The sequence below is a fragment of the Pseudoalteromonas sp. JSTW genome (genome assembly GCF_013423925.1).
GTDB lineage: Bacteria > Pseudomonadota > Gammaproteobacteria > Enterobacterales > Alteromonadaceae > Pseudoalteromonas > Pseudoalteromonas lipolytica.
Window position 1 is genome coordinate 1,518,205 of sequence record NZ_CP058972.1, and the last position, 13,281, is coordinate 1,531,485.

The 13,281-nt window shown below is 42.3% G+C and carries 13 protein-coding genes; 5 read left to right on the forward strand and 8 right to left on the reverse strand.

Annotated features, from left to right (window positions below; translation table 11 throughout):
- The 4 genes from GZH31_RS07030 to GZH31_RS07045 all read right to left on the reverse strand — a co-directional run bounded on the left by GZH31_RS07030 (window position 1) and on the right by GZH31_RS07045 (window position 4,479).
- On the reverse strand, window positions 1-498 hold the full coding sequence (locus GZH31_RS07030; protein ID WP_180311520.1) for a PTS glucose transporter subunit IIA: 498 nt from the start codon (window positions 496-498) through the stop codon (window positions 1-3).
- A 4-nt stretch (window positions 499-502) separates the two neighbouring features.
- The gene (locus GZH31_RS07035) at window positions 503-895 is read right to left on the reverse strand and encodes an ACT domain-containing protein (RefSeq protein WP_036968903.1); all 393 of its coding nucleotides are present in this window, start codon (window positions 893-895) and stop codon (window positions 503-505) included.
- Between the two features lie 210 nt (window positions 896-1,105).
- Window positions 1,106-3,262: a phosphate acetyltransferase gene (pta, locus tag GZH31_RS07040; protein WP_036968900.1), complete on the reverse strand. Its 2,157-nt coding sequence runs from the start codon at window positions 3,260-3,262 to the stop codon at window positions 1,106-1,108.
- A gap of 2 nt (window positions 3,263-3,264) precedes the next feature.
- On the reverse strand, window positions 3,265-4,479 hold the full coding sequence (locus GZH31_RS07045; RefSeq protein ID WP_118844213.1) for an acetate kinase: 1,215 nt from the start codon (window positions 4,477-4,479) through the stop codon (window positions 3,265-3,267).
- 272 nt (window positions 4,480-4,751) lie between these two features.
- Between GZH31_RS07045 and yfbV the strand changes: the two genes are divergently transcribed.
- Window positions 4,752-5,198 carry a terminus macrodomain insulation protein YfbV gene (gene yfbV / locus GZH31_RS07050; protein WP_036968894.1) on the forward strand — a complete coding sequence of 149 codons (447 nt, stop codon included), beginning with the start codon at window positions 4,752-4,754 and terminating at the stop codon, window positions 5,196-5,198.
- On the opposite strand, the gene GZH31_RS07055 is transcribed toward yfbV, so the two are convergent.
- Genes GZH31_RS07055 through xthA form a run of 3 tightly spaced genes read right to left on the reverse strand, consistent with a single transcriptional unit; the run spans window position 5,195 to window position 7,445 of the window.
- On the reverse strand, window positions 5,195-5,992 hold the full coding sequence (locus GZH31_RS07055; protein ID WP_118844214.1) for a putative RNA methyltransferase: 798 nt from the start codon (window positions 5,990-5,992) through the stop codon (window positions 5,195-5,197). The genes yfbV and GZH31_RS07055 overlap by 4 nt on opposite strands.
- On the reverse strand, window positions 5,989-6,639 hold the full coding sequence (locus GZH31_RS07060; protein ID WP_118844215.1) for an energy-coupling factor ABC transporter permease: 651 nt from the start codon (window positions 6,637-6,639) through the stop codon (window positions 5,989-5,991). Before GZH31_RS07060 ends, GZH31_RS07055 begins: the two co-directional genes overlap by 4 nt.
- On the reverse strand, window positions 6,636-7,445 hold the full coding sequence (gene xthA / locus GZH31_RS07065; protein WP_065979830.1) for an exodeoxyribonuclease III: 810 nt from the start codon (window positions 7,443-7,445) through the stop codon (window positions 6,636-6,638). The genes GZH31_RS07060 and xthA overlap by 4 nt, the downstream gene beginning before the upstream one ends.
- A gap of 247 nt (window positions 7,446-7,692) precedes the next feature.
- Between xthA and GZH31_RS07070 the strand changes: the two genes are divergently transcribed.
- From GZH31_RS07070 to rluB, 3 genes are all read left to right on the forward strand, one after another.
- Entirely contained in the window at window positions 7,693-8,127 is a 435-nt protein-coding gene (locus GZH31_RS07070; RefSeq protein ID WP_036968882.1) for a hypothetical protein, read from the forward strand.
- Between the two features lie 240 nt (window positions 8,128-8,367).
- Window positions 8,368-8,958, forward strand: a complete 591-nt coding sequence (scpB, locus tag GZH31_RS07075) for an SMC-Scp complex subunit ScpB (RefSeq protein ID WP_180311521.1) — start codon at window positions 8,368-8,370, stop codon at window positions 8,956-8,958.
- The gene (gene rluB, locus GZH31_RS07080; RefSeq protein ID WP_036968876.1) at window positions 8,955-9,827 is read left to right on the forward strand and encodes a 23S rRNA pseudouridine(2605) synthase RluB; all 873 of its coding nucleotides are present in this window, start codon (window positions 8,955-8,957) and stop codon (window positions 9,825-9,827) included. Before scpB ends, rluB begins: the two co-directional genes overlap by 4 nt.
- A 35-nt stretch (window positions 9,828-9,862) precedes the next feature.
- Here the strand turns inward: rluB and GZH31_RS07085 are convergent, their stop codons facing one another.
- Window positions 9,863-10,606: a YciK family oxidoreductase gene (locus GZH31_RS07085; RefSeq protein ID WP_036968874.1), complete on the reverse strand. Its 744-nt coding sequence runs from the start codon at window positions 10,604-10,606 to the stop codon at window positions 9,863-9,865.
- Window positions 10,607-10,833: 227 nt separating this feature from the next.
- On the opposite strand from GZH31_RS07085, the gene GZH31_RS07090 reads away from it, so the two are divergent.
- Window positions 10,834-13,266, forward strand: a complete 2,433-nt coding sequence (locus GZH31_RS07090; protein WP_065979831.1) for a VolA/Pla-1 family phospholipase — start codon at window positions 10,834-10,836, stop codon at window positions 13,264-13,266.
- The last annotated feature ends 15 nt before the right edge of the window (window positions 13,267-13,281 follow it).

A 13,281-nucleotide genomic window follows, 5' to 3' on the forward strand; every position in this document is an offset into this window, starting at 1 on the left:
CTACTTTTTAGTTACTGTTAGTAATGTATCTACCCCAGCGGTGACCTGAGATAACGAAAAATAAAGCGGTCCAAGGTTTGCAGCATTCAACACACACAGTGTGCCTATCATTGGGCGCGTTAATTCACGTAAATCGAAATACGCTAAGCGTTCGCCTTGGGAAATTTTATTGCCGTTTAATTTAGCAATGTTGGTGTGATTAATGTGATCATCTTCAGATGAAAAATATAAATTTATTAAAATTTTCAGGCCATTGTTTGCTTGTAATAGGTATTCTTTACCCGCATTTTTAACTTGTAATAAGGTGCCATCGAACGGTGCAATAATGTTATGGCTTGTGAGCTCAACAGAAATCCCCGGACCCAATGTCGAAAACCGAAAAAAGGGCTCAGGGTGTTCTGTTATTGGTTTTACCCGACCGCTAAAAGGGCTTTTAATGGCCATTATTTGGCTTTTTCTTAGCGTATGCTCTGGCAAGTATTTTACGTCGTTACTCATGGGGTTACTTTTGCTCACCGAGTACATGGTAGCCGTCTTTTTTTAGCGCAGTTATGGCTTTTGGCATACTTTGTTTTTTTACCAATACATAATCAGTGTCATACGTTGATAACGCAAAAATTGAAATAGAGGCTTTTGCTAATACCCCAGAAATATTTGCCATTATCCCCGTTAGTGAAAAGCCCAATGGACCAATCACTTCAAGTGCTAGCCAATCAGTCTCTTGATCAAGGCTTTGAAGTTCAAAACTACTCGGACAAACAATCGATAATTCGTCAGCAGTTTTAGCAATAAAAAAAATGGCTTGTTGAAGTAAGGCAGGATCAATTGTGTCATTGACATCAAGGCTATGAATCGTAAGTTCTGTGCTATGAAGCTGTAGCGTTTGTTTTGACATCTGTAATCCTATCTAGGTCGCCTTTAAATTTATAGTATATATAAATACGAGTAAGTTAAAGCGCAATAAATTTAGTTGCCGTGTTTTTAGTCAAAGAGGGGCTGGAAGGTTGTCCACAGAATCTGTGGATAAATATGGGAATAGCTCAGTATAAAGAAGGTAACAGGCTAATTTATAAGTGAATTATAAACTAGCCTAATTTTTGAGGGGTTATTTTAGTAAGCTTTCTGCCTGTTTTGCTTGAATCGCCGTAAGGGCAATTGTGTAGACAATATCGTCAACTAATGCACCGCGACTTAAGTCATTCACAGGTTTACGCATACCTTGCAACATAGGCCCAATACTGATGAGTTCTGCACTTCGTTGTACGGCTTTGTAGGTTGTATTACCGGTATTAAGATCTGGGAACACAAAGACAGTTGCTTTACCCGCAACAGGGCTGTCAGGCGCTTTCTTAATTGCGACATTTTCCATAATTGCGGCATCGTATTGAAGAGGACCGTCAATGATGAGATCAGGGCGTTTTTGCTGCGCTAACTTGGTGGCTTCACGCACTTTTTCAACATCAGCTCCTGAACCTGATGTGCCAGTACTGTAACTGATCATCGCAACACGGGGTTCAATGCCAAATGCAGCGGCAGAGTCAGCTGATTGAATCGCAATATCGGCGAGTTGTTCAGCCGTTGGGTCAGGGTTAATAGCACAGTCACCATAGACTAGCACTTGATCAGGTAACAACATGAAAAACACCGATGATACTAATGACGAGCCTGGTGCTGTTTTAATAAGTTGTAATGGCGGGCGAATCGTATTAGCAGTGGTATTAACGGCCCCTGATACTAATCCATCTACTTTGCCTTGTTCGAGCATCATCGTACCAAGTACAACGTTATCAAGCAGTTGTTCTTGTGCAACGACTTCTGTTAGGCCCTTGCTTTTACGAATTTCTACCATTGGTGCAACATACTCGTTGATCACATCTTTAGGTTCAACAATGGTTACATGGTCGTTAAGCTCAACACCTTGCTGTTGTGCAATACGTAAAATCTCTTCTTTATCACCAAGGAGAATGGTTTTGGCAATCCCGCGTTGGCCACAAATTGCGGCAGCTTTAATTGTACGTGGCTCATTACCTTCGGGTAACACAACCGTTTTGTTCGCTTGGCGTGCTTTGTCTGTTAATAAGAAACGGAACGCTGGCGGTGACATTTTTCGGGTGCGACCGACGCTTTTCGCAAGACTGTCTAGCCAGTCAGAGTCGATGTGGCTGGCGTTATGGTGCTTCACTTTATCGATACGTTGGTCATCATCACACGGCACTTCCATATTAAAGTTGTGCAGCAGCAATGAAGTGCGCCAAGTGTCTTCTTTTGTGGCAATAATAGGCAAACCAGTGTCCATTGCTTGCTCACATAACTGCATAATACGGTCTTCAGGTTTAAAACCACCGGTGAGTAATATAGCGCCAATTTTTGTACCATTCATTGCTGATAAGCACGCAGCAACGAGTACGTCGGAGCGGTCACCGGGCGTAACCAAAAGGACGCCTGGGGTAAAATGGTTTAAAATATTTGAGACCGTGCGAGCACAAAAAGTAACGTGACGTAAACGTCGGTGTGCCATATCACCTTCATTAATGACTTCCGCTTTTAAGTATTCACATAAATCTTTAACGCGAGGTGCAACAAGATCAAAATCCCACGGAATTGAACCAAGTAATTTAAATGGGTGTTTTCTAAAGATAGGCAATGAAGCTAAACGGTTTAATTCGTTTTCAAGTTGCTCAGGTTCATGCGCTTCAACAAGGTCAGCACGTGCGCGGCCTTCTTCATCAAGTGGGGCATTCACTTTATTAAAAATACAGCCTAATACGCGAGGGTGATTGACTCCGCCGTAGTTACCAGAAGCAATTTCTAAGCGGTCTTCAATTTGGTCATTACTGTCGTTGCTTGGGGTTAGCACAAAGACAATATCAGCCCCAAGAGTTTGCGCTATCTCACGGTTTACTCGCCCAGCATAAGGCTGGCGTCGCGTTGGCACCATGCCTTCGATGATGGCAATTTCGTCTTCTTTTATGGTGTTTTCAAAGCGTTCAACAATTTCTTCAAGTAGATCATCTCCCTTACCATCCCCAATCATTTGCTCAGCATAGGCTAAATCAAAAGGCTTAGGTGGAGTGATGGGGGAGCCATGAGTCACAATTTGTGTTGACTTCTCGGGGCCTGTATCACCTGAACGAGGCTGTGCAATCGGTTTAAAAAAGTTTACTTTTAACGCTTTTTGTTCAAGTGCGCGTACTAAACCAACCGAAACGGATGTTAAACCAACCCCTGTTGAAATAGGGATCAACATTATTCTGCGAGCCATAATTAACACTCCTTCGCAATGCGTGCTGCGTCGTTTGCTATTACCCATTCTTCATTGGTTGGAATAACAAAGGCTTTTGTAAAGGCATCACCTTGTGTGATTAAGCCTGCGTGACCAAAGCGTGCGGCTAAATTTGCTTGATCATCACAAACAAGGCCTAAAAAGCCTAATTGTGTGATCACTTTTTTGCGAATGATGTCTGAGTTTTCACCAATACCCCCGGTAAAAATCAGCGCGTCTAGGCGCTGCAAAGGCACCATAAATGCGGCTATTTGTTTTGCTAATCGGTAGCAGAAAATATCAAGCGCAAGATTAGCCTGCTGATGACCAGCAACAGCCGCTTCTTCAATTGTGCGACAATCGTTAGATAACTCACTGATACCTAATAGACCACTTTGTTTGTTTAGTAGATCATCAATTTCTTGTACAGAATAGTTAAGTTGCTGGGTTAAAAACGTAAATAAACCCGGGTCAATGCTACCGCTTCGCGTGCCCATCACAAGGCCTTCAAGGGGGGTTAGGCCCATACTGGTATCAACACTGTTGCCATCTTTAATGGCGCACACAGAACAGCCATTACCCAAATGAGCACTGATCACATTGGTTTGTTCGCGTTCTTTGCCAAGTAATTTTGCCGCTTCACCCGCTACATAGAAATGGCTGGTACCATGAAAGCCGTATCGTCTCACGCCATGCTCTTTGTATAACGAGTAAGGTAGGGCATACAAGTAAGCAATATTTGGCATTGTTTGATGGAAAGCGGTATCAAATACTGCAATTTGTGGCAGCGTTGAAAATGCCTGCTGCGCAGTGCGAATACCAAGTAAATTTGCAGGGTTATGCAAGGGGGCTAAGGCTGCCGTTTTTTCAATCGCAGATAATACATCGTTGTCGATTAGCACTGACTCGGTGAAATGTTCTCCACCGTGAACAACACGATGCCCGACAGCTATTAGGTTGTCTGCTAAACCTAAACTATTCACCAGATTAACTAACTCAGCGATTGCCGCGTCATGTGCTTGACCATTTGCTAGTTCAATAACTTGCTTGTTGCCCTTGTATTTGTACTTAATTGAAGGTGTTTCTGAGCCTAATCGTTCAGCAAGACCAGAAATTATTTCGTCGGAGGTGGTGGCGTCTAAAATGGCGAACTTTAGACTTGAACTACCACAGTTTAATACTAAAACATGGCGTGGTGAGCAAGGTTGCAAAGGCATAGCTGAGTCCTAAAAATACAATATCAGAGTGAGTACGGCTTGATAATTAGTGTTCTGTGCCAGTATAGTAAAAACATATTTTGTTGCTACACTTAACAGAGTTAGGTCGTAATTATACTAAAGTCTTGTTGACTTGTGCCGATAATATTTTATCTCATTTAGTTGTTAAACGTTAGCCTGATTAACAAAAAACTAGGACAGGTTTTGCAGGGATTGTGTCCGGGAGTGTGTTACACTCACATGTGAAACAGTATGAAAACCTAGGAGTGATGATGCAAAAAAGTGTCATGTCACAAGTGCAAACAGGTCGCCAATACGCCAAAAAGTGGCCTATGCGACAAGAGCTTGCTCCCTTGTTTGCTGAATTTAAAGTGATAAAAGCCACTGAGCTTGCCATTACAGTAATGCCTATACTGGCAATGCTGACTGTGTTTATGCAAGTAAACTACTTAGGCAGTGAATTTTTCCCACAAGCAATTACAATTGCATTATTTTTTCTGTCATTACCATTGCAAGGTTTGTTGTGGTTAGGTAAACGCGCAGAAACTCGGTTAGAGCCTGCAATGTTTAACTGGTACACAGAGCTTCATAGTAAAATGAAAGCGCATGGTTACCAGTCGCAATTAACGACTGAAAAACCACGCTATTCTGATTTGGCTCAACTGCTAAAAGATATGTTCGAAAAAATGGACAAAGCCTTCACAAAAGAACACTTTTAGTCACGAATAAACTGGCTCACATAAAATGATAATGTCACTGTTTGCGGGCCTTTTTGTTCTATTTCTTGCCAATGTTCAGGGCGAAATTTCCACGCAAATGGCGTCATCATTATCAAATGCTTAATGTCTTCAACACTTAATACGGTTTGTTGCTCAAGTAGCTCTGTCGATTTTGTGCTAAAACCATTGGGCGCTTCTATCTGGGTATGTGGTTTAACATCTGCGTAAATAAACGACTTTAACTCTTTAAGGTGCCATGGGCCGGGGCTTGCCACAATCAATGTGCTTTGGGGTTTTGCTAGGCGCGCGAGTTCGTCTGCAAAAAGCGGGGCAAAGACACTTACCAGTACATCAGCTTCACTATCTGCAAAGGGCGATTGGCTAATTGATGCGACACTAAAATGGGCATTTTCATAGCGTTTTGCGGCATATTTCACTGCCGGTTTCGAAATATCGACCCCATACACTGTTGCATTCGATGAGTTCGCTATCGCTTGGGTGTAAAACCCTTCGCCACAGCCAAGATCTATTACTGACACAGGTTTTAATTTAGAGACTAAGCGAGCAATAGCGTGCTGTAAAAAGCCATAATGGCCAGCAGATAAAAAGGCGCGGCGCGCTTGTACCATGTCGAGGTTATCACCCGGTTGCTTCGACTTTTTATTTTGTACGGGTAATAAATTTACGTAGCCTTCTTTGGCAATATCAAAGCTGTGATTATTCACGCAGCGATATGTTTTATCAGTTAAAGTCAGTGCGTGTTTGCAAAGCGGGCAGTGGTAGTGAAGACTCATGAGTCTAAGTAGTCCTTATCATAAAAGGTTTTAACCCAATGTGGGCGATAGGTGATCAATAAGGTAATAGCCATGCCATTGAGCATCGCTTCAGGAAACCAAATTATGGCACATAAAATTAGGTAGTTTTGCGAAATTTCAATCAAGCTATATTCACCCATAACGTAATAGAGCATGCCACTGGTGAGTATTTTAATACAGGCGATGAGTGCAGCAGTTAAAAAGGCACAGAAAAAGATATAGATAAAAAAGTGTTTTGGTAAGTAGGTATAGCAAAGCACAAAACACAGGTAGCTGAGCGAAATGGGTATAAAGGCAGTGAAAAGTAAGTGAATCGGCAGAAGGCTTATGGGCAACTGAGCCACTAAAATCAACAAGGCACTTGCCAGTACACTTGCAAAAATTGCCAACCGCCAGCCTAAAATAAGGGTAACGGCACTGACCCCTAGTATATGCAATTCGAGGCCAGGTAAAATACCGGCTTTTATACGCCACAGCACAGCAAGCACAAGTGCACAGGCAAGCACACCTACTTGTCTGATTGGCGTTGCCAATAGCTGTGCAAAGCTGTTTTTATCAAAGCTAAGCCAAAGTATGAAAGCCACACAGCTCCACAAAGGGAGCTGCCATTGCAATTGCTCTATCATGCGTCAAAAGAAGACCAGATTGGGGCGTGATCTGATGGCTTTTCGATTCCACGTAATTCGTAATCGATACCAGATTCGACACAACGCTCAGCAAGAGTTGGAGTTGCTAAAATAACGTCGATACGCAGTCCTCGGTTGTCATCAAACCCTTTCGAGCGGTAATCAAACCACGAATACTGCTCTGTTTTTTCAGGATATAGCTCGCGGAACGTGTCTTTAAAACCCCAATTTAATAATGTGGCTAGCCATTCACGCTCTTCAGGTTGAAATGAGCATTTACCCGTTTTTAACCAACGTTTACGATTTGGCTCACCGATACCAATATCGAGGTCAGTCGGTGAAATATTAATATCTCCCATCACGATTACATCTTGATCTGGCGTGTGGTTATCATTTAAATGCGTCATTAAATCTTTATAGAACTGACGTTTATAAGGAAATTTTGTTTCATGAGCAATGTTGTCTCCTTGCGGAAAGTAACCATTCATTACCGTTAAGTCACGGCCATTTTCTTGCGCCACAGTTACGCTGATCATACGGCGCTGAGATTCGTCTGTATCAGTCGCAAAACCTTTAACAATAGACTTTGGCTCTTGCTTACACAGCATAGCTACACCGTAATGCGCTTTTTGACCATGAAAATAAACGTGATAACCCATTTTTTGCACGTCTTCGAGAGGGAAGGCTTCATCGTGAACTTTAATTTCTTGTAAGCCAATGATATCAGGCTGATGTTTATCGATAACGGCTTGCAATTGATGTAGACGAGCACGCAGCCCGTTAATGTTGAATGAAATTACCTTCATCGTGCACCTATAAGTTATTTTTGTTTAGAACGAGTAGGTTAATTCTACCATCAAACTAACGGCTATTCATGAGCAAATTTTGAAAAACACTATGAATAAATGTTGCACAATTGATTGACTTCTTAAAGGTATTGTTAACTCATTATTAATTATTAAATTAAATAAATAATTCAGTTGATCTGCTTATCTTTGTTTATATAATGCGCGAACACACCCGTTCAAATTATGTACTACTTAAAGGTAAACCATGAAAAAACAATTAGTGATGCTTTCAATTGCGTCTATCTCATTTGGCACATTAGCAAGCAACCCGAGCTACTTTTCTGCAGACAACAGTATCGAATCTAAGTTATGTAGTTTAAGTGCAAATGAAGGGTTTACCGCTGCTCGTAAAGAAGCAGCAAAACATGGCATCGCAATGTCACGTTTTTCACCAAGTATTTTATGCAATGGAACTGACATTCGTGAGCTCGCTAAAAAAGCACCCTCACAGCATGTTCCAAAAAAAGCGCAGGTTGAAGTTTTTGCAAAAAACCAGCAAAAAGAAACTCAGCTTTGTATTACAGCACTTAAGCAAGGCTTAACTCCTGTGCGTGAGAAAATAGGTAACTTAAATTCATTAAAATGTAATGGCGAAGCGGTGACAGACTTTGTAAAACGCTACCAAAACGCAGCAATTTAATGAAAATAACTGTTTATAAAACAGGTGAGTGTTGCTGAATGACGCAATAACTTACTCTGAATGATAAAAGCGCTCTTTGTAGCGCTTTTTTAATGACTAAAACTGTCAAAAAGGTCTCTGTTTTATCCACGCTGCAAAAGCATGGCGTAAATTACGCTGGTTTTTAGTAATAAATTTTCCAACCTTCAGTGACTTCTGTCATAATAGAGCGTTAGTGAAATAAAATGACCTTTAGGTGCAATGGCTACAAAACGTATCAGTAATGAACAGCTTGTCGAAATCATAGAAGCCGCGATTTTTGTTGCTGGAAAACCGCTGTCTAAACGTCATTTAAAAGAAACGGTTTTGGCTGAGTTAAGCGTATCAATGCCCAGAATTAATAATGCAATTGAACAGATTCAAACGCATTATCAAACTCGCGGCATAAAACTTGTTGCTGTTGGCAGTGGGTATCGCTTTCAGGCCTGTGCAAGCCTTGCGCCTTGGCTTGCGAATTTATGGCAAGAACGTGCGCCTAAATATTCAAGAGCGCTGTTAGAAACATTATCTCTGATTGCCTATCGACAACCAATCACCCGTGGCGAAATTGAACAAGTACGAGGTGTAACGGTGGGCTCAGGAATTATTAAAACGTTATTAGAAAGAGAGTGGATAAGAGTTGTTGGGCACAAAGAAGTGCCAGGGCGCCCGGCGCTTTATGCAACGACGGCCACTTTCTTAGACTATTTTTCATTAGCTGGTTTAGATGAGTTACCGCCTTTGCCTGATACTCAGGAAAGTAAAATCAACCAGCTATTGAGTGATCCTTCTGTGAGAGAACTATCTGAATGAGTACAGTAGAAACTGAAAAGTTACAAAAAGTGTTGGCGAGAGCGGGTGTGGGTTCGCGCCGCGAAATGGAAAAATACATTGATGCAAATCGCGTGAGTGTAAATGGTAAGGTTGCCCGTTTAGGTGATCGTGTTGAACCAACTGATGTAATTCGTGTCGACGGTCATGTAGTAAAAATTGAAGATAAGGCAGAGCGTATTTGTCGTGTATTAATGTATAACAAGCCAGAAGGTGAGTTATGTACACGTAAAGACCCAGAAGGCCGACGCACAGTATTCGATCGTCTCCCTCGTGTTGATGGTGATCGCTGGATTGCGGTCGGGCGCCTAGATATTAATACGGCTGGCTTAATGTTATTTACTAATGACGGTGAACTGGCTAACCGCTTGATGCACCCAAGTTATGAAGTAGAGCGTGAGTACTCGGCGCGTGTATTTGGTGAAGTTACTAACGAAACGTTACGAAATTTGACTAAAGGGGTTGAGCTTGAAGATGGCCCTGCGAAATTTTTAAATATAAAGCCGATGGGTGGAGAAGGCATTAACCGTTGGTTTAATGTGACATTAACTGAAGGCCGTAACCGCGAAGTGCGTCGTTTGTGGCAGTCACAAGATGTTGAAGTGTCTCGTTTGATCCGTATTCGCTATGGTAAGTTAGAACTTGATAAACGTTTACCGCAAGGTGGATGGGCAGAGCTTGACCTAGATACAGTGAATTATTTGCGTAAAACCGTACAGCTGGGCCGTGAGACACAAACTAAGCTATCTGCAATCCCAGATAAGCGTAAAGAGAAGCGCGCTAAGATTAATCAAATTCGTAAAGCGGTTAAAAAGCATAATCACCGCGTTAAACAAACTAAGCGCCGTTAATGAACAGTAAAGCGCGGGTTTAATACCCGCGTTTTTTATTTTTGCTGTGCATCAAGTGATTGACCATTCACTTCTTTAGAATCATCACTCATCAGATATAAATAGGTTGGCATTAAATCTTCTGCAGTAGCCAATTTATCTCTGTCTTCACCAGGGTAGGCAGACGCGCGCATGGCTGTCCGTGTTGCACCAGGGTTAATACAGTTAATACGGATATTAGTTTTACCCACTTCAGATGCCCATGTTTGCATCATCCCTTCAACTGCAAATTTTGAAATAGCGTATGCTCCCCAAAACTCACGCCCTTTACGGCCAACGCCTGACGATGTGAATATCACAGAAGCACTCGGCGATTTACGAAGTACTGGGAACATATATTTAGTGATCATAGCCTGCGCTGTCACATTAACTTTCATGATATTTTCGAAAGTTGAAACGCAAAAGTGCTCAAGCGGCCCGAGCGACCCTAAAATTCCAGCGTTATTGAGTAGTCCATCTAATTTACCAAATTGTTGTTCTATAGTTGCAGCTAGATCACGGTAGTTTTGCTTAGTTGCGCCTTTTAAGTCCATTGGCACAATTGCAGGTTGTGGACCACCCGCATTGATAATTTCATCGTAAACAGCTTCAAGTTTACTGGTTGTTTTTCCAAGTAAAATAACAGTGGCACCCTGCTTTGCATAGGTTAATGCGGCAACGCGACCAATACCATCACCGGCACCTGTTATTAGAATTACTTTGTCTTTTAGCGCATTCTCAGCAGCTTTATATGTGTGCATAAAAGTACCATTGATTACATTTTTTTCTATTTTACCATAGCAAAAAGCCAAGTTATCGAATTTATTGCAAATTAAGGTGGCGAAAATTGAAACTTTACGTTAACTTTAACTGGTCTAATGTCTTATTAATAACCTAATTACATTAAATTAACTTAACTAAAGGCAGTCTAGCGACTACTTTTATACTTGAACACACAATAACAATAAGATTTGCGCGGAGCGAAATTATGAAAAAATTGCTACTTTCACTAGCCATTGCATCAGTCATTACCGGCTGTGGTGGAGGAGAAACATTAGAAGATGTAAAAAATGACAGCCCTCCTATCATCCCTAGCGCGACAGTTAAGTTTGACCCTGCCAACGGTGTTATCTCTGTGCCAAATGACTTATTAATGAGTGGCACACTAGACGGTACACTGAATATCCCTGGCGAATTAGATGACAACAATGTCAGTGTTCCTCGTGCCGCGTATGCTAATCCTCAACTTGCATTGGGTGCACTCGATGGTTGGTCAACACAGACTCCGTTTAAAATCGACCTCGCATTCCCTCCAGGTGTTTCGCTTGATGCCGCTTCGGCGGGGGGGCCTGGTGCTGTACGTATTTTTGAAGTTGTGATGGGTGCAAGTCAAACTGATGAGACCTGTTCACAAGTACCTGCAGGTATTGCATGTAAGCTGGTATCAGAACTCACTTTTGGTGTTGATTTTATTACGCAAGGTTCGAGTGATTCTGTCGCTGTTATTCCGCTAAAACCATTTAAAGCGGGTAGTACATATATAAATGTATTAACGACGTCGTTGTTGGACTCTGAAGGTCGTTCAATTGAGCCTTCGTCTACGTATGCGCTTGTTAGTGAAGAAGCACCGCTTATTACTGATTCTCAAAAGTCACTTCAAGCAGTTATTAACAGCTATGAAAATGCTGTCACTTCAGGTGGCCAAATCAGTAAAGATGACATTATTTACTCTGCGGCAATGACAATGCAATCAGCAGGTCAAGTATTAGGCACTGTTAAACAACTGCTAGCTGCCAGCCTAACCCAAGACGCTTTACCGCGTCCTACAGTGCAAATCCCAGAGCGACCTGTTATGACAGTTGAGCAAGTATTTGCATCACGGGGTATTACTGGTTTATCGCCAGCTTTTGCAGGGGTGCAATATCAAAAAGGCAGCGTGATGCTACCCATGTACCTAGGTACACCGACGGGGACTGATGTCAGTGATTTGTCGGCAACCTATTGGCAAGGGTTGTGTGACAGTGGTGTGGCAGTACTTGGTTATGCGTCTTCTGCGGGAGCATCATTTCCAACGGATCCAATTAGCGAGAATGATGGTCTTTGTATGGCGCTAAGTGGTGGTAAATTGCGTGATTTAGGGCTTGACCAAACGAAACATCTAACTAAGTACAATACCATCCCAAAAACACAGAGCATGGCTAATGTACCGGTGCAAATTACGAAGCCAATTTTGCCTGTAATTAATGCTGTCCGAGTGCAATTAGGAGAAGATGAGCTTGTAATGCCAGAGGGTGGTTGGCCAATTGTTATTTTACAACATGGTATTACGTCTAAAAAAGAAGACATGTTAGCCATTACGGCTCAGTTATCAGTTCAAGGTTTTGCGACTGTAGCAATTGATCACCCAAGACATGGTGAGCGCGGTGTTGATGTTAATGGCGATGGCACCGATGATTTTAATGCATCGACTGGGTCGGTGTTAAGCTACATGAACTTGCAGTCATTATTAGTTGCACGTGATAGCTTACGTCAATCGGTAGCTGATTTATTAGGTTTACGTATGGGCTTGAACTTCACAGGCCAAGCTGATCTTAATGCACAAGATGTCTCTTTCCTTGGCCATTCACTGGGCTCTGTAGTGGCGCCTGCATTTATCGCGGTTGCTAATTCACCGTTGGATGAACAAGTTGATCCACTGTTTAATGTAAAAAGCGTTGCACTGGCCAGTGGTGGCGGTGGTCTTGCTAGTTTCTTAATCGAATCAGCTAGGTTTGGCCCATTTGTACAAGGTTCTGTGTTACTTGCTGCTGGTATTGAAGAGTCGGCTGAGTTTAGTGCGTATTCACAAAATGAAGCACTTTCAAATTGTGGTTCTTTAGCCGCTGATCAAACGGCTTTTGTAGCATGTGCATATAAAGAGTATGTAGGTTCATTAACTATGGCTGGTGAAACCGAAAAACTTGCTAATATTCAAGGCGTAGTAACGCAATTTGCGTTTGCAGCACAAACCGCACTAGACAGTGGCGATCCCTCTAACTATGCATCTGCAGTTGCAGCGCTTGGTACACCAGTATACATGAGTGTTGTTGTGGGTGATGGTGCAGATAATAAAGCAGACCAAGTTATTCCACCGATGGTTGCAAGCAACCCAATTGCAGGGAGTCTGCCTCTTGCAAAGCTTATGGGGTTAACGACAGTGGCTGAAACACAAGCGCCTACCGCAGATCCTATGAGTTATGTTGTTAAGTTTACTAAAGGACATCACAGCTCTGTGCTAACACCTGTGCCTACTGAAGACTCAGGTGCAACAGCGCAAGAGAGTGCAGCAGCGACCACTGAAATGCAGCTGCAAATTGGGACTTTCTTAGCAGCTCGCGGTCAATTTCTACAGGTTACGAATACGGATGTTGTCACAGAATAAGTGAAATCCGCCAAT

Bases quoted from the DNA above. Each gene is read 5' to 3' on its own strand.
- yfbV (WP_036968894.1), top strand. From the start codon at position 4,752: ATGCAAAAAAGTGTCATGTCACAAGTGCAAACAGGTCGCCAATACGCC.
- GZH31_RS07070 (WP_036968882.1), top strand. From the start codon at position 7,693: ATGAAAAAACAATTAGTGATGCTTTCAATTGCGTCTATCTCATTTGGC.
- GZH31_RS07085 (WP_036968874.1), bottom strand. From the start codon at position 10,606: ATGCACACATATAAAGCTGCTGAGAATGCGCTAAAAGACAAAGTAATT.
- GZH31_RS07060 (WP_118844215.1), bottom strand. From the start codon at position 6,639: ATGATAGAGCAATTGCAATGGCAGCTCCCTTTGTGGAGCTGTGTGGCT.
- GZH31_RS07035 (WP_036968903.1), bottom strand. From the start codon at position 895: ATGTCAAAACAAACGCTACAGCTTCATAGCACAGAACTTACGATTCAT.
- GZH31_RS07090 (WP_065979831.1), top strand. From the start codon at position 10,834: ATGAAAAAATTGCTACTTTCACTAGCCATTGCATCAGTCATTACCGGC.
- GZH31_RS07030 (WP_180311520.1), bottom strand. From the start codon at position 498: ATGAGTAACGACGTAAAATACTTGCCAGAGCATACGCTAAGAAAAAGC.
- GZH31_RS07055 (WP_118844214.1), bottom strand. From the start codon at position 5,992: ATGAGTCTTCACTACCACTGCCCGCTTTGCAAACACGCACTGACTTTA.
- pta (WP_036968900.1), bottom strand. From the start codon at position 3,262: ATGGCTCGCAGAATAATGTTGATCCCTATTTCAACAGGGGTTGGTTTA.
- scpB (WP_180311521.1), top strand. From the start codon at position 8,368: ATGGCTACAAAACGTATCAGTAATGAACAGCTTGTCGAAATCATAGAA.
- xthA (WP_065979830.1), bottom strand. From the start codon at position 7,445: ATGAAGGTAATTTCATTCAACATTAACGGGCTGCGTGCTCGTCTACAT.
- rluB (WP_036968876.1), top strand. From the start codon at position 8,955: ATGAGTACAGTAGAAACTGAAAAGTTACAAAAAGTGTTGGCGAGAGCG.
- GZH31_RS07045 (WP_118844213.1), bottom strand. From the start codon at position 4,479: ATGCCTTTGCAACCTTGCTCACCACGCCATGTTTTAGTATTAAACTGT.